General features: G+C 61.6%; 19 protein-coding genes. 9 read left to right on the plus strand and 10 right to left on the minus strand.

The window, feature by feature from the left end; translation table 11 throughout:
* The coding region (locus tag V6K60_RS06805) for a hypothetical protein (RefSeq protein ID WP_332449761.1) at window positions 1–1,761 on the plus strand (1,761 nt) is incomplete at its 5' end.
* 86 nt (window positions 1,762–1,847) lie between these two features.
* Here the strand turns inward: V6K60_RS06805 and V6K60_RS06810 are convergent.
* Window positions 1,848–3,047, minus strand: a complete 1,200-nt coding sequence (locus V6K60_RS06810) for an ATP-binding protein (protein WP_332449762.1) — start codon at window positions 3,045–3,047, stop codon at window positions 1,848–1,850.
* A gap of 263 nt (window positions 3,048–3,310) precedes the next feature.
* On the opposite strand from V6K60_RS06810, the gene V6K60_RS06815 reads away from it, so the two are divergent.
* Window positions 3,311–7,360: a RecQ family ATP-dependent DNA helicase gene (locus tag V6K60_RS06815; RefSeq protein WP_332449763.1), complete on the plus strand. Its 4,050-nt coding sequence runs from the start codon at window positions 3,311–3,313 to the stop codon at window positions 7,358–7,360.
* Window positions 7,361–7,434: 74 nt separating this feature from the next.
* The gene (locus V6K60_RS06820; RefSeq protein WP_332449764.1) at window positions 7,435–8,805 is read left to right on the plus strand and encodes an ATP-binding protein; all 1,371 of its coding nucleotides are present in this window, start codon (window positions 7,435–7,437) and stop codon (window positions 8,803–8,805) included.
* A 9-nt stretch (window positions 8,806–8,814) separates the two neighbouring features.
* Here V6K60_RS06820 and V6K60_RS06825 read toward each other — a convergent pair whose 3' ends face one another.
* Window positions 8,815–8,997, minus strand: a complete 183-nt coding sequence (locus V6K60_RS06825) for a hypothetical protein (protein ID WP_332449765.1) — start codon at window positions 8,995–8,997, stop codon at window positions 8,815–8,817.
* Between the two features lie 475 nt (window positions 8,998–9,472).
* Here V6K60_RS06825 and ilvB point away from each other — a divergent pair, with 475 nt between their 5' ends.
* Window positions 9,473–11,140, plus strand: a complete 1,668-nt coding sequence (ilvB, locus tag V6K60_RS06830; protein ID WP_332449779.1) for a biosynthetic-type acetolactate synthase large subunit — start codon at window positions 9,473–9,475, stop codon at window positions 11,138–11,140.
* 147 nt (window positions 11,141–11,287) lie between these two features.
* Here the strand turns inward: ilvB and V6K60_RS06835 are convergent, their stop codons facing one another.
* The 5 genes from V6K60_RS06835 to V6K60_RS06855 all read right to left on the minus strand — a co-directional run bounded on the left by V6K60_RS06835 (window position 11,288) and on the right by V6K60_RS06855 (window position 14,881).
* Complete coding sequence (locus V6K60_RS06835) at window positions 11,288–12,568, minus strand: serpin family protein (RefSeq protein WP_332449766.1); 1,281 nt, start codon at window positions 12,566–12,568, stop codon at window positions 11,288–11,290.
* Between the two features lie 15 nt (window positions 12,569–12,583).
* Window positions 12,584–13,411, minus strand: a complete 828-nt coding sequence (locus tag V6K60_RS06840; RefSeq protein WP_332449767.1) for a PLDc N-terminal domain-containing protein — start codon at window positions 13,409–13,411, stop codon at window positions 12,584–12,586.
* Window positions 13,412–13,429: 18 nt separating this feature from the next.
* Window positions 13,430–13,969, minus strand: a complete 540-nt coding sequence (locus V6K60_RS06845; RefSeq protein ID WP_332449768.1) for a hypothetical protein — start codon at window positions 13,967–13,969, stop codon at window positions 13,430–13,432.
* Window positions 13,970–14,141: 172 nt separating this feature from the next.
* Window positions 14,142–14,435, minus strand: a complete 294-nt coding sequence (locus tag V6K60_RS06850; RefSeq protein ID WP_332449769.1) for an SHOCT domain-containing protein — start codon at window positions 14,433–14,435, stop codon at window positions 14,142–14,144.
* Window positions 14,432–14,881 carry a DUF6325 family protein gene (locus V6K60_RS06855; RefSeq protein WP_332449770.1) on the minus strand — a complete coding sequence of 150 codons (450 nt, stop codon included), beginning with the start codon at window positions 14,879–14,881 and terminating at the stop codon, window positions 14,432–14,434. The genes V6K60_RS06850 and V6K60_RS06855 overlap by 4 nt, the downstream gene beginning before the upstream one ends.
* A gap of 268 nt (window positions 14,882–15,149) precedes the next feature.
* On the opposite strand from V6K60_RS06855, the gene V6K60_RS06860 reads away from it, so the two are divergent.
* Window positions 15,150–15,602 carry a phosphate-starvation-inducible PsiE family protein gene (locus tag V6K60_RS06860; protein WP_332449771.1) on the plus strand — a complete coding sequence of 151 codons (453 nt, stop codon included), beginning with the start codon at window positions 15,150–15,152 and terminating at the stop codon, window positions 15,600–15,602.
* A gap of 59 nt (window positions 15,603–15,661) precedes the next feature.
* Here the strand turns inward: V6K60_RS06860 and V6K60_RS06865 are convergent, their stop codons facing one another.
* Window positions 15,662–17,152, minus strand: coding sequence for an MFS transporter (locus tag V6K60_RS06865; RefSeq protein ID WP_332449772.1), 1,491 nt, complete (start codon window positions 17,150–17,152; stop codon window positions 15,662–15,664).
* 271 nt (window positions 17,153–17,423) lie between these two features.
* Here V6K60_RS06865 and V6K60_RS06870 point away from each other — a divergent pair, with 271 nt between their 5' ends.
* The 4 genes from V6K60_RS06870 to V6K60_RS06885 all read left to right on the plus strand — a co-directional run bounded on the left by V6K60_RS06870 (window position 17,424) and on the right by V6K60_RS06885 (window position 21,824).
* Window positions 17,424–20,177: an MGH1-like glycoside hydrolase domain-containing protein gene (locus tag V6K60_RS06870; protein WP_332449773.1), complete on the plus strand. Its 2,754-nt coding sequence runs from the start codon at window positions 17,424–17,426 to the stop codon at window positions 20,175–20,177.
* Window positions 20,178–20,302: 125 nt separating this feature from the next.
* On the plus strand, window positions 20,303–20,854 hold the full coding sequence (locus V6K60_RS06875; protein ID WP_332449774.1) for an HdeD family acid-resistance protein: 552 nt from the start codon (window positions 20,303–20,305) through the stop codon (window positions 20,852–20,854).
* 192 nt (window positions 20,855–21,046) lie between these two features.
* Complete coding sequence (locus tag V6K60_RS06880; protein ID WP_332449775.1) at window positions 21,047–21,463, plus strand: hypothetical protein; 417 nt, start codon at window positions 21,047–21,049, stop codon at window positions 21,461–21,463.
* A 136-nt stretch (window positions 21,464–21,599) separates the two neighbouring features.
* Window positions 21,600–21,824 (plus strand): hypothetical protein, encoded by a 225-nt coding sequence (locus tag V6K60_RS06885; protein ID WP_332449776.1) that lies wholly within the window; start codon window positions 21,600–21,602, stop codon window positions 21,822–21,824.
* A 182-nt stretch (window positions 21,825–22,006) separates the two neighbouring features.
* Here V6K60_RS06885 and V6K60_RS06890 read toward each other — a convergent pair whose 3' ends face one another.
* Complete coding sequence (locus V6K60_RS06890) at window positions 22,007–23,017, minus strand: mechanosensitive ion channel family protein (RefSeq protein WP_332449777.1); 1,011 nt, start codon at window positions 23,015–23,017, stop codon at window positions 22,007–22,009.
* A gap of 185 nt (window positions 23,018–23,202) precedes the next feature.
* Window positions 23,203–23,475, minus strand: a complete 273-nt coding sequence (locus tag V6K60_RS06895; RefSeq protein ID WP_332449778.1) for a hypothetical protein — start codon at window positions 23,473–23,475, stop codon at window positions 23,203–23,205.
* Between the last annotated feature and the right edge of the window lie 339 nt (window positions 23,476–23,814).

Raw genomic sequence — 23,814 nt, forward strand, 5'->3', positions numbered from 1 at the left:
CTTGACCCGGAGAAGCCGGGGGATGTGGAGAGGTTTTGGAGATTTTTTGAGGAGAAGAGGATGTGTTCAACACTACCTGAACCCGGTGACTTACCGGTAGAGTATTCGGGCATGGATCAGATGACCGCAGCGCCTTGCGAAGCACCGGGAATGAACGACGCAGTCGCCCGACGAACCGGGAGCGCCGCAAGGCCGGTGCCGGAGCCTCTCCTTCGATTCGAGTACCTCTCCAATGCCGTGAAGCTCCGCTACCTCGAGGACTGCTTCACTCACCCGGTCAACAGGGAGGCGCGATTCTTCTTGCGTTACAGCCAGCCTGTCGAGCAGGCCCGCCTCACGTCAGGTGATGGAAAGCCTTTCATGGCATACATAAATAGGCCAACCTATATCGGAGGAGGAAAAGGATCCGTTCCGATAGGGCCGCTGTTTTCGAACATCACATCCGATACTATCCCTGAATGCCTGGAGATTTCCGCAGTTAGTAAACTCCTCTCCCGGAGCGAGATGCAAACCGATGACTGGCTCCGCCTCTTCTGTGAGTACATGCTGATCAAGACGGTGATACACGAACTCATCACCGATACTGAAGAGCATGAGCAGGACTGGGGGTATACTGATCTCAAGGCGATCCTCAGTGTACCGGGCACCGAAGAGGCCATCGGCGGTTCTGATCTCCGGGATCTCGTCGTACATGCCCTCCGGCTGGGTCTGGATCCTTCAAACATCACCCCGGCCGGGGAGCCGAAGGAAGAATCACTCGCTCATCTCTCCTCGTTGCCCTACCGTGCATTCATGGCTCGCCGCGAGGAGTGGATCGGGGCGGCATCCTCCGCTCTGGCCGATATCCGCTCGCGGGCGATCAGGGACCGTATCTATTCCGTGATGAAATGGGACGGATATTCCATGTGCGCCTTTGAATCGGGGCCGGTCTTCATCAGGAAGGACCCGGAATGGCTTCTGCCGCGGGTGACGTCTGCGCTTGCCTCGTACTCCGGGTGGAACGATGGACTGCCTGCCGACCGGATGATGACCGAGATCCTGAGCCCGTATCTCTACATCCTGATTGGTTCCTACTGGCATCATTTCCAGGAGGGGTGTGATGTCCGGTTCTTCAAGGAGCACCGCGAGCTTGCGAAGACGATTCCCCCTCTGCGCCGGGAACTCGACGAATACTGGGCCGGGCTCCGGGAGAGAGTCAAGATTGACTCCGGGACGCTGGTTGAGCCCGAAACCGGGGATGGGGCCTCGAAGGTGGATGCCAGGTCCTCAGTCAGTCAAAAGGCACGAGCAGGGTCTACCGGCATGCGAACTCACCCAAAGGCCTCGCTTGAAGAGCACAAAAAGCGGGCGCACGAGATTGGTGTCGATGTATACTTTATTCCACTCACCGGTGCCTTCAATCGTATATTCCCCGCATGCTGGCCGATGGGTTCGTCAGCGAACTATCGCGTTCGGGATACCTGTGGATACCCGGAGGCGGACGCGTTCAACCTCTACATTCGAGGGAGCAGCAAATCCCGGGGTCTCAAGTTCCGGGTGTACTATAACGTCTTTGCCGATTATCTCGGTCGGAGCGCAACAAAGGAGGACGTTCTCAAGATGCTGCCTGAGTTTGTCAGGGATAACGCTCGCGGGGGAAATGTGGGTAATCCAGCCGAGTGGTATGTGGAGGGATACTTCACCTCAGAGCAGGAGATTGACCATCTCCTGGCAGCGATTCAGGCCTGGAAACAGACTGGTGTGAAGGAGCAGGCAGAATGAGAAGAGAACCAACCATCTCCTGCATTTCATAGGAAGCAACAGCCATCGGCCCCCTTGTGTTACCCAGGAGACCGGTCTGGCTCCTCTCACTCCAGGTACCGGGTGATCGGCTCGAGATCCCGGTACCCGACCAGGTGCCCTGCCGCCCGGCGCTGGGACCGGTCGCCCCCGTAGACCACGAACGACCGGTCCGGGGCGTTGCCGGAGAGCCCGTTCCAGTACGCGATCTCGTCAAAGAAGTCGGCGCTTGCCGTTCTGCCTGACTTGATCTCGACCGGGACGGGATCCCACCCCTGATACTCGATGATGCAGTCGATCTCATGCCCGAGTTTGTCCCGCCAGAAGTAGAGGTTGGACTCGTTACCCCGGTTGAAGCGGTATTTCAGGAACTCCGTTATGATAAGCGATTCAAAGAGCCCTCCTTTCAGGGGGTGGTAGGCGAGATCGTTGGCACCCTGCACCCCGGCCAGGTGCGCGGCAAGGCCGGGGTCCGTGAAGTAGAGTTTTGGCATCTTGATAAGCCGCTTGTTGAAGTTCTTGTGATGGGGCCTGACCTGGATGATGAGCATCGACGTCTCCAGAAGAGATAGCCACTCTTTCGCCGTGTTATGGGTGATGCCGCAGTCATGTGCGAGGGACGAGTAGTTCACTACCTGGCCGGACCGGTAGGCGCACATCTTCATGAACGTCTGGAACGCAGAGAGGTTCTGCACCTGCTTGAGCAGACGGAGATCGCGCTCGATGTAGGTCTGGATATACGACGAATAGAAGTCTCGCGGGCGAATGTTGCTGCCGTAGGGGCGGGGGAAGAGGCCGGCGTAGAGGAGGTCCTCGTAGCGTTCGATCTTGATGCCGGCACGGACAAGTTCCCTCATCGAGAGGGGGAGGAGTTTGACGATCCCGACCCGGCCGGCAAGCGACTGGGATATCCGTTCCATCATCAGGAAGTTCTGGGACCCGGTGAGGATGAACTGCCCCGGCCTCTGGTTCGCATCGAGGACTCCCTGGAGGTACGAGAAGAGCTCCGGGACTCTCTGCACCTCGTCGAGGACCGCCCCGGTCTTCTCGTACTGTGCGAGAAAACTGCGGGGGTCCTCTTCTGCGAAGGCCCGGGTGTCGGGATCTTCGAGCAAGACGTAGGGCAACTGCGGGAATACCGACCGGACGAGTGTCGTCTTTCCTGACTGGCGGGGGCCGATGACGGCTACTGCCGGGAAGCCGAGAGCAAGCGACCGGATCTGCGCCTCTGCATCCCGCCGGATCATCCCCTGCACCCTGGTGGACATATTGTAAATCCTATTTACAATATGTCCACATAAATATACCTGCGGGGCCGCCGGGAGCCGCTGTCCGGGGTCATGGCCGGCATCCGGCGAGGGTGTAATCCCGGTCGTTCTCGCTGGCCGTAACCGTCTCACTGCCCACAAAACCAGAGGCCTTATCTATCCTGCCCCGGAAAGGTCTCATACAGGTAAACGGACTCCTGAGGGATACCACAATGCAGCAAAACGGGTGCCCATGGCTCGGAAGGTATTCTGCAACGGCATACATGGCCGATGGCGTCGCCCGGCTGCTCGCCGAACCGCCGGCATTTGCCTCTGCGGATGTGCGGCGGTACGCACACTACCGGAGCGGGTTTACCCTCCCAAAGCCGGTGCCTGCCGGCTCGGAGAAGCACGGGGTGATCGGGCCGGTCCTTGGCAAGATTGCCCAGCGCGGGATCCCCGCTCCCTGCAGCCTCCGGGTCGAGCGATATGTTCTTAACGAGGCACAAGCCTCCGGGCTCCTCGATGTTGCCGAAGAGACGGATACGGGAGCGTTTGTGTTCCGGTGCACACCGCGCAGGGAGGATCTCGCCGATCTGCTATATGCCTGCTGCATCCCCGAGCTGCTGCTTGACAAAGTTGAGGTCGACGCACTCTTTGAGCGCTACAGGTCGCTCTGCACCCCGCCGGAAGAGGTGTTCTTCAACATGCTCCTCGACAGGCTCCCCGATCCTCGCCTCGGTCTGCTCTTCCTGCCGCAACGCCGCATGGACTCAATGGGGGTTTCGGGGCACCCCGACGAGCGGGTCGACTTTGCGCTGGAAGTGCCGGACCACCGGGGGGGGTGGCTCAGGCTGGTCATTGAGATCGATGACAGCAGCCATACATTTGAGCAACTGTCAAAGGACCAGAAGCGGGACCGGGATCTCAGGGCTGCCGGGTGGGCGGTCTACCGGTTCCCCCTCGGGAAGAAAGCAGGATGGCAGGCGAAGTTTGAGCCGATCGTCGAACTGATCTCCAGAGCCATACCCCATGAGATGCTCTCCGCGGCCGGGACTCTGCGCCGCATGTCCCCCCGGACCAGGGCGGCGCTCTGCAACCTCATCATGCTCCCGGTCGCCGAGGCGCAGATCGCTGTAGCAGTAGCGCAGATCCTTCATGCCGGGGGCAAACGCACTCTCCGGATCGCGAACCCCCAGGATCTCTCCCTTGAGCCGGTCGTGGCCGCGGTCCAGGAGATGGTGGGCGCGATCACCGCACTCCATACGCCTGACGACCCGGTGATGCTGACCCTCGTCCCCGGCACAGACCCCGATGCCGATCTGGTCTACTACGGATATCCCTCAGCAGCGGCGTGGGACGCACTTGCCGCCAAAAAGAGTATCGTCGTAGCACCGTGTCCGGTCTGGTCGGAATACGTCGAGCCGTTCATCCCGGCCTCTCCCCGTGCGGTTGATTTCGCCGGGCTCAATGCCGATGCGGTGAACGTGAGCCTCGACCACCTGCTCCAGAACGTCTTCCGTAAAGTGGCATTCCGGCCGAAACAGCGGGAGATCATCGTTCGGGCACTCTCGCTCCGGCCGGTCATCGGTCTCCTCCCCACTGCCGCCGGCAAATCGCTCTGTTACCAGCTCTCCTCCCTCCTCCAGCCGGGATTCACCTTCATCGTTGACCCGCTCCGGTCGCTGATGATCGACCAGAAGAGCAGCCTGGAAGCGATGGGGATCCACCGCTGCCACACCTTCATGAGCGGTGCGGGCGATGCCGATACGAAAGATGCCGAGGTTCGTCAGCGTGGATACCGGAAGATGGAGCGGGGTGAGTTCCTCTTTGTCTTCAACTCGCCTGAGCGGCTCCAGATCCCTGAGTTCATCAACCTGGTTAACCGGCAGATGGACAACATCACCTACTGCGTTGTCGACGAGGCGCACTGTGTCAGCGAGTGGGGGCACGACTTCCGGCTCGCCTACATGAACATCTGGCGGAGGATGGGCGAGCATGCGGCCCGGAAACCCGTCCTTATGGCCCTGACCGGCACCGCCTCGCAGAACGTCCTCATCGATATCCGGCATATCCTGAGGATCTACGAACAGGAAGCGGTCATCGAACCCTCGACGTTTGACCGTCCGGAACTCACCTTTGAGGTTTACCGGACGTCGCGGGCAGACCGGATTGGAAAGATCGCTCAGGTCCTGCAGGATCTAACGTGTGACCCTTCCCTTGCTTCCGGGGGCGCTCCCGGCGGTCTTATCTTCTCCAATTTTGTTGGAGGGGATGTTGGGGTGACTCAGATTGCGGGAGAACTGGCGAGCAGGCTTGACCGTGAGATCCCTATATATTCCGGGGGAGCACCTGCCAGCGTCGATACAGATCGGTGGGAGCAGGAGAAAGCGGGACTGCAGGTCGACTTCAAGAACGACCGGATCCCCCTCCTGGCCTGTACCCACAGCTTCGGAATGGGGATCGACAAACCGAACATCCGGTTCACCGTCCATGCGATAATTCCGAGATCGCTCGAAGACTTCTACCAGCAGGCAGGGCGTGCAGGCCGCGACGGCAAGCCGGCCCGGTGCGTGGTGGTCTTCGTAGATGAGATGCCTGAGCAAGCCGATAAACTTCTGGACCCCGGAGTGACACCGCATGATGCGCTCGCCTCTCGGTCTGATCACAATCTCAGCCAGCAGGAAGACGCCGTGCGAAACCTCTGGTTCCTCCGGCAGACGTTCCCCGGAACCTGGCACGAACAGCGGGCACTATATTATGCCATTTATGAGATCCTCCGGCCGCAGATACCCGACTCGGACGACACAAAGAGTTTTGAGTCCTCCATCTGGGATTTTCCGCCACAATTTGCTACTACCGGTGAGCCTGATAATGCGTCTGGCGAGGATCGCAAGAGGACGTTCGAGATGGCGCTCCACCGCTGCTATCTCACCGGGGCAATCGTTGACTACGCCTACGACTATACCGGGAAGCGGTTCCGCATCGACCTCAAACGTACGGACCCCGGCGCAATCTACGCCCGTATCAGAGAGTATCTCGGCAAGCGGATGACCGAGAGCGAGCTGAACGCCCTCTTCCGTGGAAGGGTCCTGAAAGAGACATACCCTGAAGCCGCGTACGACGCGGGATGCATTCTTATCGACTACTTCTACGAGACGATCGAGAAACGGCGAAGGCGTGCGATCCTCCACATGCTCCAGGCCGCACGGGATGGCGTTGAGCAGGGGCCGGCGGCGTTCCGTGAGGCACTCCTCACGTATCTTGAGGCGTCAAAATTTACCGGGGCCGTCAAGCGGATTGCGCGGAGCGACGATCACCATCTCTGGCTGGCGGAGTTTGACCGGGTGCAGGGCATGGACGATCTCACCCAGCTCCTCGGCGCCTGCCGGAGGCAGCTTGAAGAGTATCCTTCGCATCCGGGCCTCCTGATCTTGGCAGGATTCTGCCGGGCTGCGGGTCTAACCCCGGAGGAAGGATTCAAAGACATCGCTGAAGGCTTCAGGAACCTCAACCGGAGACAGGCGGCGTCAAAGGTCCGGGATGAGATAGAGAGTGCCGTCGTCAACCACACCCGGCGGCTGATGCCCTCGCGAGAGCCCGACGTAAGCAGGGCGATACGGGTGGGCTCCGTTCCAGTCGCCAGTTCTAGCCTCTGTGATCCTGAACCGTTCGACGCATATGAAGAGCAGCAACTCATGCGGGAGTTCGAGCAGATTGAGGAGTTGTGTGCGGCCACTCCTGATCTCCGTATCCCGGAGTTCAAGGGCCGGCCGGCATCTGAGCGGTTGGCGGAGCGGTATGTGGATTCCTGGCGTGAGGAGGACCTTGACGAGGACATCATAGATCCTGACGTTGCCATTCAGATTGACGAGCTCCGCCAGAAGATCCGATACCTTCAGGGCCTGCTGCTCGATACTCAGTGGCAGGGATCGATAGAACCCGAGGCCTGCGACGAGGCCATCCTGGACGAGATTGATGCGCTGGAGGAGGAGATCGCCGATCTGGAGTATTCCGAGGAGTGCGGTGCATTTGATGAGTCCGATGAGTTCGATGATGGCTCTGATAACCTCGATGAGGCTGATCTTGCATTCATAGAAGTGAGCGATCTCATCGAGTCCAATCAGCGGCGTATTCGACATTATGAGCTGCAGTTTGGGTTTATCGATGACGAACGCCGATGGCGGCTGATGGAGGTGATGTCCCGATTGAAACCTGCCGTCAGAGAACAATCGGAGCCGGACGATAAGCCCGCGACTGCATCCGGGACTGCCGGGCACCGCCGGCGCCAGACCCGAGGTGAGAAGGATCCGGCGCCAGGACCCTCGGACTAAAACCGGTGTGCCCGCCCCCATCAATCCGCCTCCGGCACCGGAGCCCTTAATACTAATCCAGATTAGTACTAATCATGATTAGGGAGTTCATCGACCGCGAGACCGAGCGTGCTCTTCTCGAGGAGGAGTGGCAGAAGGACGGCGGTCGGCTGATCATCCTCTACGGGCGGCGACGGATCGGTAAGACCCGGCTGGTCACCGAGTTCGTCCGCGGCAAGGAGGGCATCCTCCATTTCGCCGAGGATACCGCGCCGCAGATCCAGATCCGGCGGCTGCAGGAGGCGGTAGCCCGGTTCTTCGCCGACCCGCTCCTCACCTCGCTTGAGATCGCGACCTGGGACCAGCTCTTCACCTACATCGCCCGAATACCGCTCACGGAGCGCCGCTACCTTGTCATCGACGAGTTCACCTACCTGATCAAGAACGACCCGACCGTCCTCTCCGCGCTCCAGAAAGCCTGGGACACCGCCCTCGCCCAATCGAACTGGTGCATCCTCCTCTCCGGGTCGATGCTCGGCCTGATGACCGACAGCGCGCTCTCCTACACCTCACCCCTCTACGGGCGGCGGACCCGCGATATGCTTCTTGGGCCTCTCCGGTTCTGCGATGCACGGCAGTTCCTCCCCTCGTTCTCCTTCCGGGACGCTCTCAGGGCTCACCTGACCCTCGGCGGCATCCCCGAGTACCTCCTCAAAGCCGGGGATTACTCGAGCTACGACGCTTTCGTCGAGCGCGAGTTCTTCAATAAGTACGGCTACTTCTACCGGGAGCCCTATTTCCTCCTCTCGCAGGAGTTCCGGGAACTGAAGACTTACCAGGCAATCCTCAACGCCGTCGCCGTCGGCAACACTGCTCCGGGTGCCATCGCACAGTTCTGCGGCATGGACGCCCGCCACCTCTACCCCTATCTCGAGGCGATGACGCGGCTTGAGATCATCGAGAAGGAACTGCCCCTCCTCGCCAACCGGCGGCAGGGACTGTACCGGATCAAGGACTGCATCTTCGACTTCTGGTACAACTTCGTCTTCTCGCACCGGCAGGCGATCGAGACGGAGAACCGTGCGGCCGGTGCCGTCGATATGAATCCCTACTTTGGCAAGCAGTTCGAGGTCTTCGTGCGGAACGAGTTCGCCCGAAAGGTCCTCCCGGGATACACGATCGGCCGGTGGTGGTACCGCGGCGAGGAGATCGATCTCGTCGCCGTCCGGGAGAGCGACGCGAGCATCGTCTTCGGGGAGTGCAAGTGGGGTGAGCTCACGGAGCGGGAGGCCCGCGGCGTGATCACGCGTCTCGTGCAGAAAGCGGAGCGCGTCCGGCACGGCTCCTACCCCAACGAGCGCTTCTGCCTCGTCGCGGGCGGCATCGAGGGGAAAGCCCGGCTCCGCGAGGAGGGGTTCCTCGCCTACGACCTTGAGGATATCGAGGCGGCGTGCAGCGCCGGGTAGGCCACGGAATCAAAAATCCGGGTGAAACTCCTCACCCTGTTTCTCCTCAACCCGGAGAGCGAGTTCTGCAGCCGAGGCGGAATTCGCGGTGAACGCAGCTGAGGTTCTGGCGCAGAGAATTGCGATGCTTTCCGGGTAACTTTGTCCCGACCCGGAAGGCTCCCCGTCTATCTCCGTAGTCTCCTCTACCATACTCCCTCTATGCAGTGGTGCACTTCTGCCCACCCCCGACCCCAACTATTAAGTACTCCCGGGCCCACCGGGGGCCGCAGCCCAGGCTGCAGATGGGGTAGGAGAGCGGGTGCGGATACCCGCTCCGCGGACAGAGCACGTCCTCTCCTGTGCCGGCCGGAGAATGGCCGTTCCGGCCTGCACGCACTCTGGAGAACCGGGTGTCAGAGGGCATCAGGCGAAGGCGCGGGAGAGTTCAGCCCCCGGGAGGCCGCTCCCGATTCATTCATATCCCAAAAGGACATATACTCCGGCGTGGTGGACAACCATGACGGATCGTTTTGTACTGCCGCTGCATCCGTGCCGATGGGCACACGGCGGAAAGGATTTGTAAACAGCCAGACTTAGTCCGGCAAAAAAGCGAACGCTTACACGAATATTCTCCGATTCCCCGCACGCTCCCGGCAGGGAACCCGCTCGACCGGGTGGTCGCATGCTGAAGACCGGTGCAGGCATCCTGCTCGACGGACTTCGCGAGCAGGGGGTGACGACCATCTTCGGGTATCCCGGCGCCGCGGTCCTCCCCATCTACGACGAACTCTGCGACTCGGGTATCCGGCACATCCTGGTCCGGCACGAGCAGGCGGCAGCGCACGCGGCCGACGGCTACGCCCGGGCGAGCGGGAAGACCGGGGTCTGCCTCGCGACCTCCGGCCCCGGCGCCTGCAACCTGGTCACGGGGATCGCGACCGCCTACATGGACTCGGTGCCGATGGTCGCGCTGACCGGCCAGGTCCCGACGACGTCGCTCGGCCTCGACGCCTTCCAGGAGGCGGATATCACCGGCATCACCGCCCCGATCACCAAACAGAACTACCTCGTCCGGCGGACGGAGGATATCACCGGGATCGTCCGGGAGGCGTTCTCCATCAGCCGGACAGGGAGGTGCGGGCCGGTCCTCATCGACCTCCCCCGCGACGTCCTCGCCAACCGGATCGAGCACGATGGGAGCCGCCCGGCCCCGGCCGTCCGGAAGGGCCGCCGTCCCGCGAACCGGCGCCAGATCGAGAAAGCCGTCGCCGCACTTGCAGGGGCCGAGCGGCCGGTCATCTACGCCGGGGGCGGTGTCGTGGCCTCGGGTGCCGCAACGGAGGTCGTCGCGCTCGCGGAGAGCCTGCTCATCCCGGTCACGACGACCCTGATGGGGCTCGGCGTCATCCCCGGCGACCACCCGCTCAACCTCGGCATGCCGGGGATGCACGGGACGAGGTATGCGAACGCCGCGATCACCGAGTGCGACCTCCTCTTTGCGGTCGGCGTGCGGTTCGACGACCGGGTCACGGGAGCGATCGAGACCTTCGCACCCGGTGCCGCGGTCGTCCACATCGACGTCGACCCGGCCGAGATCGGGAAGATCAGGCCGGCCGATATCCCGATCGTCGGCGACGCGAAGGCCGTCCTCGCGGAGATCCTCGGCCGTCTCCGGAAGCGGGGAGAGCGCAGCGCCTGGCTTTCAAGGATAGCGCGGGAGAAGGCGGAGCATCCCCTCCGCTGCCCGGACGGCGCCGGCCTCCACCCGCAACGGATTGTCCGGGACCTCTGCTCGCTTCTTGCCGGCGACGGCATCATCGCGACCGAGGTCGGCCAGAACCAGATGTGGGCGGCGCAGCACTACTGTTTCCGGCGGCCCCGGTCGTGGATATCATCGGGCGGGCTCGGCACCATGGGCTACGGTCTCCCCGCGGCGATGGGGGCGCACTTCGCCCGCCCGGACGAACCCATCTCGCTCATCGCCGGGGACGGCAGCCTCCAGATGAACATCCAGGAGTTCGGGACGATCGTCCAGTACGCCATCCCCGTCAAGATCCTGGTCCTGAACAACTGCTACCTCGGCATGGTCCGGCAGTGGCAGGAACTCTTCTACGGCCGCCGGTATGCCTGCACCGACCTTCCCGCGGTGGACTTTGCAAAGATCGCCCGGGCCTACGGCATCGAGGGCGAGACGGTCGAGGACGGCGAGGGCGTGAGGGGCGCACTCTCGAACGCACTCGATCATCCCGGCCCGTACCTCGTCGACTTCAGGATCGAGCGGGAAGAGAACGTCTTTCCTATGGTTCCCCCGGGTGCCGGGATCGATGCGATGATCGATCCCGGGGCGGGGTGAAGGCTCTTTGCTCCTTTTTTCTGGCTGGGAACCGTGAACCTGAGAGGATCGGCCTCCGGGGTCAGCGCGGGTCTCGCCCAGGCCGGTTATCCCGTTGGAGTATGCCGGCCCCGGGCGGCTGCTTCCCGTCCAGGAGAGGGAAGAGGGTCAGGTTGCTCCCGGCACCGTGACCCGCCCCATGAAGAGAATGTTCCCGGTAGCATCGTCCTGGATGAGGAAGATGAACGGGTGGTCGGCCCTGAATACGGGAGGCTCGTGCTCCTCGGGGGCAGCGCCCGGCATCATGATGACCGCGGTCGCCGCCGCCGCTTCGGTCCCTTCCTCGGTCACGTTGACGAAGGTCTTATGGATGACCTCGCTGATCAAGAGGCTCCCCGTGCCGTCCATCCCGGAGAGATCAGCATCGTCAGAAAACGCCGTCGCCATTCCCATCGCCGCAAGCGTCGGGCGGAGGCTGTACGTCGTCTCGATCCTGAACTTCGGAAGGAAGAGATCGACGCGCTCGCGGTCCAGCGAATCCCGGATATCCGCGATCCACTCTGCGTCGAGGTGGGTCTCGAGGGCCGTGAGGTTATCTCCCTTCGGGAGGAGAACGAGCATCGAGAGTTCCGTCCCGTTCCCGTGGACATACGGCAGTTCGATCGCCTGGAGGGTTGCGGTCTCCGCATACGCATAGATTGCGTCCCCGTCGGTCTGCTGCATCATCCGGACCGTCACGGTCTCGCCCGGCGCAACCCGGAACTCTTCGTCCGTCGTCTCATCTCTCTCGAACTGGTCGGACCAGGTGCCCTTGAAGTAGATCGCGTTCGTGATCACGAGCCGGGTCAGCGGGCTGATCATGCCCTCTTGGAGGAGGTCGCGGATCTTCTCTTCCGTCTGCTTCTCCACCCACCGGTTGATCGTCCGCCGCGATCCGTCGGGGTCGTTCTTGAAGTCGAGGTTCGTAACGTTCGCTCCATACCAGCGAGAGGCTGTATCGACATAGGCCGGGAGGAACGGGTAGGTCTCCTCCGCCCAGAGGGCGTTTGCCGTGCGGAGGGTGTAATTGTCGCTTTCCTGGTTCAAGTCGGCATCGATCGCGGCAAACCCCTCCTGCATCCGCGTCGCGTTCGCGGGGAAGTGGAGCACCGACCGGATCTCGTCGGCGGTCGTGCCGCGGGCGCCTTCGTAGGTGACCGCGAGAGCCGACGAGATGCTGTAGGGCGAGAAGAAGATGTTTCGGCCGCTAAACTCCGGATCGCTCGCGAGCTGCCGGTAGAGGTCGCAGGCGAAACGGTTGTTGCCGGCAACGACGCTTTCGGTCGATTGATCATCGGGAGTTTCCCCTGCTGGTGACGGGATCGACTGCGCCAGGACGGTCCCCGCCGCACAGATGACGGCGACGGCGATGACGATGGCAGTCATCGCCCTGAACAATACACTTTTCATGCATTTCACCTTCACTCACTTGTTCCGACTCTCTTCATCCTTATCGGCGGGAGAGCCCTGTACATGGACCACGGCCCCGCGTGCGGTCTTCAGTGAGGGGTGAGTGGTGATACTACCCTTCCGGGCACTTCCCCGGCCCTGGGTGTGCGCATTTCTCGTTGACCGTTCTCGAATGGGACGATCTCTGCAGGTGATGTAAGGTGAATTGTCCGCGGTGTTGATGGTCACACGTTGCGGGTGATGGGGGGAGAGGATATATAACTGATTGCACCGGCCTTTGGGGTTCGGGATGGTGAACGAAAAACGGATCTCATCATTGTTGAGACTTCTGAGCCCCGGATCCGCGGAGCATTCCCTGGCATGGCTGTCGATGCCTGGTGAACTCCTCTCGATCCTGGGGAGATCCGTGGCGCCCTTGCCTCCATCCGTTCCTGTATCGGAGATCGGGTGTTTGAGGAATTCGTAGACGATCGCATGTGCCTTGACGCCCACGATACCCTGATATGCCGGGATACCTATAGCCCGGCCGAGGTCACGCGAATGAGAGCACTGATAGGACTGCTGGCAGGCTGCTGCCTGCTGATGCTGCTCTTCGAAGATCGACCTGAGGGCGGCGTCGTCTTTTGCCTTGAGGGTGAACAGCCGCTGTCGGGTGTGGTTCTGGCCGAGGAAGAGGTACAGCACGAACCCGATCAGCGGCAGGAAGAAGAGCACCATCAGCCAGGCCAGGGTCGCCGTAGGGTTCCTCCGTTCAAAGAAGAGGACGATGACCGCAAAGATGGTGTTGAGGAGGTAGATGACGCCCGCGACAAACGGCCAGTCCGTACCGGCGACCCCGAACATGTTATCCCACCGTCTGCATCAAAAGACCACCCTGACGAACCCGAGCGCCACGAGCAGGAGGAAGCCGCTGACGAGGACCCACCCCAGCGTGATGAAGAAGATCGACGGGACCTTCTTCCAGCGGAGGAGCCACCCGATGACGACGCTGGAGTAGAGGCCGATCACCGGGAGCATGGGGAGGACGATGAGCGTGGCCGCCCCGTACCGGTGCAGGATCGGGTATCGCTTCATCTTCTCTTCCGTACTCTTCGTGAACCGCTGGACCCGCTTCGACTGCCCGGCAAACACATCCAGGATCTCGTAGATGGCGAGGACGATCCCGACCTCCACGAGGGTCATGACGGCGAGGATGAACCCGGGGTGCAGGCCGAACCCCACGCCGACGAAGACGGCGTTTGCCTGGAGAAGGAGGGTGGAGACGATCAGGGAGAGGACCCTCGCGGTCGGGACGGAGAAGAGAAAACCGAGGAGCAGGGGTATCAGGGTGACGATGACAAACGCGATGGCTATTGCCCGAAACCCCCTCCGGACTGCGTCGATTGTACTGGAGGTGTCCATCGTTTCACCCGGATGCCGGGATGAGCCCCGGCGGTCTGTCATCCCGTGCGCGTTTCGGTATATGAACCTTGCCCCGGAGCCTTCCCCGACGGTGTGATGGGCCGGAGGTACAGGTTTGTGGCAATCGGCCGGACACGGTGTAGTTTTTTGGGGGAAAAAGAGATCACCAGCCCTATTGGGCAAGGATCTTCTGCTTCTCCTGCAAGAACTCCTCCTCCGTCAGGGCCCCCATCTGCTTCAACTCCGCGAGTTCCCTGAGCTGCGCCATCTTCTCCTCCTGGGTTATGCCTGATGGGGCAGGCGCCTGAACCTGCTGCTCGGATGGCACCGTCTGCTGCACCTGCGCCTTCTTCATCTCCCTCTGCTGTAGCCTCTTATCGACAGCGCGGGTGGTCACGGTGGCTGTTCCCGCGATGACCGCCGTACGGGCCACGGTGCCGATAAGGCCGGGCCGGCCGCCTCTCATGGTGCCGCCTCCAGCGCTTCCTGCTCTTCGGGTTTCCATGCCACCGCGGCGTCCACCACTTCTTTTGGGATGCGTTCGCCCGCGATCAGCCTTCCGTTGGCCGCGAGAACGGCGTCGCGGAACCTCGTCGCCCATACGTGCTCGAAGAGGAGCAGCGCCACGGAACTGTTCATCTCCATCACCTCGCTGACCTTCCCTACATCCTCCTCAGCGAAGAGCGTGCTCGCCTCCCGTGCGAGCGGGGCGAACGCATCCGCTGCATCCTTCTGGAGGTCGGCAAGTTCCATCACGCTGACGCTGCCCTGCTCGTCTTTCCTCATGAAGACCAGATCGATGATGCGTATGATGCCGTTATCGACCACCTCGCGCAACGCCGGGATGATCTCGCCTTTGAACCGATTTCCCGGAAATTCAATGACCATATACTCGACTGGACCAAGAGACATCGTGCGCCTCCGGAGCAGGGTGCCGGTTCGACTATATACCTCTTCTGTTGCAGGGTATCCGGGCGTATCGCAGCCTTCGCTGTTCGTATCAGAAGACCTCCCGGACGAACCCGAGCGTTTCGTGCCGTGCCCTCCCTGCATTTGCGGCAATCATGGTGGTGAAGGCCCTTCAGAACCGCACGAAGCCGGAGAACGATGGCAATCCCGGGGAAGGAAAGCAGCGGCGTTCGCGACATATATTTATACGGGCTTGCAGGATGACCTGTGCATGCGCCACTGGCTGGAGTTGTTTGAGCGTTCTATCTATATCGTGCTCATGGCCTTCCTGATGGTGGTACTGCTCTTCGCACTCTTCGAACTGGGGTGGCTGTTGTTCACAGGGCTGTTCGAGGGTCCTATCTACCGGCTTACCAGCCAGAAACTCTTCGACCTCTTCGGGTACTTCCTGCTGATCCTCATCGGCCTGGAACTCCTGGAGACGATAAAGGCCTACCTCGACAGAAGGGAGTTCCACGTCGAGATCATCCTCCTCGTCGCGATCATCGCCATCGCACGAAAGGTCATCCTCCTCGGTTCGGCGACCGCGGGTGAGCTCATCGGGATCGCGCTGATCATCATTGCCCTCTGCGGCGGCTACTACCTCATACGGCGGGCGGGAATGTCGCACTCACTCCCGCCGGACAACCACGGCCCTTCACCCGAAAGACGAGAGGAGCCCTGACCGGGGCTCCCTCGACCCCCGGCAGATGCGCATTCGAAGGACTGCCGCAGATACCTCCATCAGGCGGGCGTGGGTTCCGGCTCCGGTACCCGGGGTACCGGAGCCGTTGGCAGCATGAACGCGGCTGCAAGGCCGATCATCGCAAAGAACACCAGAACGATCAGGGCAAGGGCGTAGCCCATGTTCCCCTCGACGAGGCTCGAGACGATGACGGTGCCCGCGATGGCCACGCCGAGCGATGAGCCCAGGTTCGAGACGCTGCGCGAGAGGCCCGATATCTCGCCCTGGTCCTTCTCGGGGAAACTGGACTGGACGACGTTGACCGAGGATGTCAGCATCACCCCGACGCCCAGGCCGACTAGAAAGAGGCCCGGCACGAACGTAAGGACATTGGACGTCTCCCGTACCCACAGCAGCAGGAGGAGCACGCCGATGACCGTCACGACGAAGCCCGCCCGGATCAGGGTTGCCTGGGGCCGCCTCCGTGCCAGCCTGGCCGCAGCCATCGAGGAGAGCAGGATGCCGATCGTGGCCGGCGTCAGGACCAGGCCGGTCTCGATCGCGCTGTAGCCCCGCACCGTCTGCAGGTAGACGGAGACCACGAACGAGAGGCCCATCAGGACCAGCCACTGGATGTTCTGCGTGATGAGGCCGAGGTTTGATGTGCGGTTCTTAAACAGTCTGGTGGAGAGCAGGGGCTCTTTCCCTGCCCGTTCCATGGACCGGATCTGCCAGAAGAAGGCGGCCAGTAACAGCAGCCCGATCAGCACGAAGACCCATACCGGCGATATGCCGCCCTCCGGGATCACGACCGTGCTGCCGATGACGAAATCCTGGCTGGCCCTGAACCAGCCGTAGGTCGAGGCCTGCAGGATGCCGACCACCACGAAGAAGAGTCCCGCCGCCGAGAGGATGGTTCCGACGATGTCCAGACGGGGCCTGGGGCCCTGCACACCCGGGTCGACGATCTTTTTGCTCTGAAGGATGACGATGGCGACGACGAGAGCCTGGACGACAAAGGCTGCCCGCCAGCTGATCGCGGTCGTGATGATCCCGCCGATCAGCGGCCCTGCTGCCGCCCCGATGCCGCCCGCCGCACTGATCGCGCCGAAGGCGCGGGCGCGTGAGTTGAGGTCGGGAAAGAAGACGGTTGCGAGGATGTAGACGGGCGGGATCAGCAGTGCGGTCCCGATACCTTCGAGGAGCGAGTAGCCGAGGATCAGGATCCCGATCCCCGGCGCCGCTGCCGCCACCAGTGCTCCCACCCCGTAGACGAGCAGGCCTCGCCTGAAGAGGTAGGTGCGGCCCAGGATATCCGTCAACTTGCTGCCGGGGATCATCAGGGCCGCCATGGTGAGCGTAAAGACGGCGATGGTCGTCTGGACGCCGCTGACCGTCGTCCCCAGATCGGTGGCGATGCTGTTTATGGCCACGTTCATGTTCGAGGCAGCGTAACTGCAGATGAACTGGGCCAGCGCAAGCGGCAGGAGCACGCCCTGCGGGGTTGCCGCTGCTGTCCGGAGTGCCGGATCTGCGGTGATATCCATCATATCAGCCCTCGAATCGAATGTGTCAGACGGACCCGGTGTATATTAATGTGATTGTCCGGCATTGTGCCCGGGCAGCGCACCCTCCATACGGGAAAGCGAAGGACCGATCCGGTGGCAGCGGCAGGAGCATCCAGGTCCGTTTGCCGTGCGAGGTAATGTGTGCCCCTGTTCTCACAAAAACGAGACCTCAGACGCTGCATAGTGCCGTTGGGGCAACTCGAAATTAAATTCTCCAAAAAATATATTATGTTCTGGATGGTCTTGCTCGCGCATGACACCGACAACGTTTGTACCCGGTACGCCGGAGGGGCAGCGGCTGCTCGAGATCCGCGATAGCGGCATCCCCTGGCGGAGGTGGGGGCCCTACCTGAGCGAGCGGCAGTGGGGGACGGTGAGGGAGGATTATGGGTGGGACGGCAACTCCTGGGCCTACTTCACGCACGATCAGGCACGGTCGCGCGCCTACCGATGGGGGGAAGACGGGATTGCCGGCATCTCGGATGACTCCCAGCGCCTCTGCTTTGCACTCGCCCTCTGGAACGGTCATGATCCCATCCTCAAAGAACGGCTCTTCGGCCTCACGAACGCCGAGGGGAACCACGGGGAGGACGTGAAGGAGTACTACTACTACCTCGACAACACCCCGACGCACGCCTACATGAAGTACCTCTACAAGTATCCCCAGGCCGCGTTCCCCTACAACGACCTTGTGGAGACGAACCGGCAGCGCAACCGGTATGACCTGGAGTACGAGCTCATCGATACCGGCATCTTTGCCGACGACCGCTACTTCGACGTCTTTGTGGAGTACGCGAAGGCGTCGCCCGAGGAGATCCTGGTGGCGATCACCGTCCATAACCGCGGACCCGAGGAGGCGTCCCTGCACCTGCTGCCCACGCTCTGGTTCCGCAACACCTGGTGGTCCGGGGAGGGCGCGGAGAGACCGAACCTCCAGGAGACGGAGGGCCCGCCGGGGGCCCGCGTGATCGCGGCCGGCCACCCGGACCTCGGAGAGCGGTATCTCTCCTGCGAAGGCGCCCCCGAGTTGCTCTTCACCGAGAACGAGACCAATACGGAGCGGTTGTTCGGGACGCCGAACGCCACGCCGTTCGTGAAGGACGGCATCAACGACTACATCGTCGAGGGACGGACCGATGCCGTGAACCCGGGGGGTTCCGGGACCAAAGCTTCCGCACACTACCGGTTGACCCTCGCTCCGGGCGAAGCGCAGACTATAAGGCTGCGCCTCGTCCAGACCCCGCCCTCCGGGGGGGAGGCACCGTTCGGGAGCCCCTTTGAGAACGTGCTCGCACAGCGGCAGAGGGAGGCGGACGCCTTCTACGACAACATCACCCCTCCGTCGGTCGGCCCGGATGCGGGCCGGGTGATGCGCCAGGCACTCGCCGGGATGCTCTGGACGAAGCAGTACTACCACTATGAGGTCGACCGCTGGCTCGGTGGGCACGAGCCGGACAAGCGCCCCTTCCTCAGGAACAACTCATGGTTCCACATGGTGAACGCCGACATCATATCCATGCCCGACAAGTGGGAGTATCCCTGGTATGCGGCATGGGACCTGGCGTTCCATACCCTTGCCCTTGGCATGGTGGACCCGGACTTTGCCAAGAACCAGCTCGACCTGATGCTGCGCGAGCGCTACCTGCACCCGAACGGCCAGATCCCGGCTTACGAGTGGAACTTCAGCGATGTCAACCCTCCGGTGCACGCCTGGGCCGCTCTCTTCATGTACCGCACGGAGAGGGAACTCCTTGGCACGGGGGACGTCCGGTTCCTGGGAAGAACGTTCCAGAAACTGCTGATGAACTTCACCTGGTGGGTGAACCGCAAGGACCGGACCGGCCAGAACGTCTTCGAGGGCGGGTTCCTTGGCCTCGACAACATCGGGGTCTTTGACCGCAGCGCACCCCTGCCCACGGGGGGATACCTGGAGCAGGCCGACGGGACGGCGTGGATGGCCCTCTTCGCCCAGACCATGCTCGAGATTGCCTCTGAACTCGCTGTTCATGATCGGGCCTACGAAGAGATGGCTACCAAATTCTACGAGCATTTCGTCTGGATCGCGTCGGCGATCAACAACATCGGCGAGAACCAGGAAGGGATGTGGGACGAGGAGGACGGCTTTTATTATGATCTCCTCCGCCTGCCCGATGGAAGCGCAACCCGCCTCAAGGTGCGGTCCCTGGTGGGACTGCTGCCGCTCGCCGCGACCACGGTCTTTACCCGGGAGATGGTCGAGCAGATGCCGGAGTTCGTGGAGCGTGCCCGGTGGTTCAACCAGTACCATACGCGTATGGCATCCACCATCTCGAATGTCGGCCGGTCCGGCGTCGGAGGACGCATCCTCCTGTCGCTGCTCACCGAGGAGAGGCTGCGAAGAGTTCTTGCGCGAATGCTGGACGAGAACGAGTTCCTGAGCGATTACGGGATCCGGTCCCTCTCCCGTGTCCATCTGGAGAACCCCTACGTCATTCACCTGGATGGGCAGGAGTACCGGGTCGAGTACCTGCCGGGGGACTCCAATTCGGCCATGTTCGGCGGGAATTCCAACTGGCGGGGCCCCATCTGGTTCCCGATGAACATGATGCTGCTCCGGGCGCTGTTGAACCTGTATGCTTACTACGGGAACGATTTCACAGTAGAATGCCCGACGGGGTCGGGGAACCGTATGAACCTCTACCAGGTGAGCGAGGAGATTGGACGGCGCCTGACCCGGGTCTTCCTCCGCGACGAGACCGGCCGCCGCCCGGTCTTCGGCTACGTCCCGAAGTTCCAGGAGGACCCCCACTGGCGCGACTACCTCCTCTTCTACGAGTACTTCCACGGGGATAACGGGGCCGGGATCGGTGCCAGCCACCAGACCGGGTGGACGGGGCTCGTTGCCCGGATCATCCAGCTCTTCGGGTATATGAGCCCTGAACAGGTGCTGGGAGAGGAGGCGAGGAAGCTCGTCTACAGGAAGGAGGAGAAACCTCTTCTGCCGATGGAGGGGCCTGCCGCTCGATAACAAGATGCAGAGGCCCGGAAAGACGGTCAGGCCGGCGGGGCGAGGAGGACTCCGCCGGCCCGGGCCGGGTGGATGAGGGGAGATACCTATATATGGCGGCACCGTGCCCTCCGCGTGGTGGTATCATGGTTAACACGCAGTTTGGTGCCGGCACCTATGAGTCCGGCACAGCTCTCGCTCCGTCACGCTGGCTCGTGCTGCTGCTCGGTGTTATCGCGGTCATCTTGGGCGTGCTCTTCTTCATCTACCCCATCCTGACGCTGGAGATCCTTGTCACGCTCCTCGGTCTGTACTGGCTGGCGAACGGTATCATCGCGCTCATCGACCTCTTTCGAGACAAAACCGGCCGGGGCTGGAAACTGGTGGTCGCGGTCCTCGGTATCCTTGCAGGCGTCCTTGTGCTCGCCTATCCCCTCTACAGCGCCATCCTCGTCCCGACCGTCTTTGCCATCATCATCGGCGTGGAGGGGCTGATCATCGGGGCCATCTACCTGGTGCAGGGGTTCTCCGGTGCCGGGTGGGGAGCCGCGATCCTCGGTATCCTGAGCATCATCTTCGGCCTGGTCCTGGTCGCAAACCCGCTCGTCGCCGCTCTTGGCCTGGTGCTGCTCCTTGCCGTGCTTGCCATCGTCGGCGGGATCGCGGCGATCGTCATCTCGTTCCGGCTGCCGGGGTGAAGGAGGGGGAGGGGCCGGGTGCGGGGGTACGGCCTCTCCTTCATTTGCAAAACGGATGGCCGCTTTTTCCAGGATGAAGGGTTATGAGATCGCCGTTCCGGGATATCCGGTTCGTCGCAATGCATTGAGTTAATTTTATATATATCAAGTTATCATCCGGCCCCGGGCAGTTACTCTGCCCGGGAGATGGGTATGAGGAAGATAGGGGGTATTGTTGCGCTGGTCCTTGTCCTGGCCTGCGTCGGTGCCGGATGCGTCCAGCCTTCGGAGCAGGAGGCGGGGGCGCAGCTCTGTCAGGATCTCGGAGACCTCAGAGCAGCGCTTGAGAGCATGGAGAACACCAGCCTGAGATCCACTGTCGGAGATATCCGGGAGGGACGGGACCAGGTCCAGTCCGCCATGGATAATGTCAGGGAGTCCGCGAGCCAGGTCGCTAACCTCCGGATCGACGACCTCAACGCGGCATACGAAAACCTCAACCAGGCCGTGGAAAACCTCCCCGACGAGGCGACCGCCGTTGAGGCCATTCAGACCATCCGCCCGCAGATACAGGCTGTCCGGGACGAACAGCGGAACCTGTCTGCAGACCTGAACTGCACGACACAGTGAGCGGTGCGTGGATTGGGGTGCAGCGGGAACGAGGTCGACCGATGAGCGGATCCAGCGAGAGGGCATCCCCCGCCTTCATCACCGGCCAGAACCCGATCCGGACCGGGGCTGACCAGGGTTGGGATGCCCGGCGCGGATGTGGCACAAGGACTGGAAGGTCGTGCTGATGGAACAGCGGGCGAAACAGTTCGAAACCTGGATGGAGCCGTTCGTGCCGCTCCGGATACCGAAGATGTTCAATCTGCGGCGAGATCCGTTCGAGCGGGCCGACAAGAACTCGAACACCTGCTACGATTGGATGATCTCCCATGCATATCTGGTCTACGGCATGCAGGCGCTCGTCGGAGCGGAGATCAAGTAAACTCCATTGAACCTTTCTCTTTTCGATGCGACCGGAACGTCCCGCACGTCCGGATACGGGAAGAAGGAAACTTGCGGCCGTCTTCCGGTTGCTGGTCTCCGGACGTATACGATTAACCGTGCCAGTGCCTTCGACTGCGCTTCAGCTCCGGATCCCTGCGATCGTGCCCGGAGGAAGAGGTATCACGCACCCTCTCTATTCTCGTCGCCTTCTGCGGTATGGAGGGCGATATCCGATACCGGCCCCGATACGACGCCCTTCTCGAAGAGCCGCCTGTAAATCGCCGTGTTCAACTGGTCTAGAACGATTCGGGTATCGACGTAATCCTCGATCCGGCATTTGGCCCGGATCAGCACCCCGGTATCCCGGAACTCCCACAGCAGCACCTGGATCGGCCTGTCCCTCACCACCCAGTCCTGCTCCTCCACGGCCTCCTGTATCAGCTGCCGGACAGCTTCGATATCCGCTCCATACGCCACGGTCACGTCGGTCTCGACCCGAAAGAACTTATCAGGGATCGAGTAGTTCGTGACGAGGTTCTTGCCGATGAGAGAGGTCGGGATCGTGACCATACGTTTATCCCGGGTGAGGATCCGGGTCGACCGCCAGCCAACCTCCTGGACATCCCCCCTGGTGTTCAGCTCCAGTATCTCGATACGGTCGCCCGGCCGGAAGGGCTGATCGATCCTGATTACGAGCCCGGTGATGATGTCGTTGATGATGTTCTCGGTGGCCAGCCCCACGACCAGCGTCGTCACGCCAAGTGCGGCGAGGCCCGTAGTGAGGGCTGTGCCGGAGATTCCGAAGAAGTCCATGAGGATGATGACGGCCATTGCGAAGATGACGATGTACAGGATGTACTTTATGGGAGACACGACCTTTTCGTGGGTGGTTCCCTCTAACCGGGGAGCGAGCGCACCCAGGTACCAGTCAGCAGCGGTGGAGACCAGACGTATCGCGAAGTACACTCCCAGGAGCCAGTAGAAGAGAAAGAAGATAGAGTCGAAGAGGAGGGTGTCCGGTGCGACGACCCGGACGACCTGGTGCAGGCCGAATACCATGATGAACAGGTAGACGAACCGTTTGACAAGCGAGAGCATCTGCCGGTTCGGTGCAAGACGCTGTTTTCTGAGCGCCGGCCAGAGCACCCGCCGCATAACGACCCGGGCGGCGACGAGGGCGATGCCGGTCACAATAAGAATGATAAGAACTTGCGCAAACTGGGCACCGAAATCCGTGATATAGTCCGGAGTCACGTTCCTTTCAATGCCCCCTCCGGTTCGTTCCCGACCGTGGCACCGGAATCTTGCATCAACCCGCACATGGCAGTGCCGCCTCCAGGAGGGCCGCGTTCCGGCAGATCGAGCGCTGATCCTCTTCAATCAGGCTGCTCGTCCATGAACCGGAGAAAGACGATCCCGACGAACGGGACCAGGATCAGCGCAAGTTCAACCATTCGTGCGTGCGTCCGCACCCGTTCATAATCGGCGATAGCGTAGGGAGGTATCGAGAGAACCATGGGCACCAGGGCCGAGCCATACAGGGCGGTTTGATCGATTGCTTGTGCGGGGTGATCGGTCGTTCGGAGGTTCTGCCATGCAGTATGGCATATCCGCTCACCCATAGCATCAGCCGGTTCAATGACGGTCATTCTATATATTGTTTCAGTGAGCGATGAGCGCCTCTCCGGAGACCCGCCCCGTACATCCTCACCTGCCCGGGATTCATCATGGTGAAGAGCCCGCACCTTTATGTATCGAGAGAGCGGTGAAGCAGGCGACAATGGATCGAACGAAGAATGGGGAACGTGCTCTGTCTCCCGGCAAATCCAGCCAGTCTTAATGGGTTGACCGATGAACGTATCCAACAGCAGGACACCCCCTGCCTTCCACGTCATGGCGAAACCGACCGGCGCACGGTGCAATCTCGACTGTCCCTACTGCTTCTTCAGAAAGAAGGAAGGACTGTACCCGGAGAGCACCTTCCGGAT

The sequence above is a fragment of the Methanoculleus sp. genome (assembly GCF_036677455.1).
Classification (GTDB): domain Archaea; phylum Halobacteriota; class Methanomicrobia; order Methanomicrobiales; family Methanoculleaceae; genus Methanoculleus.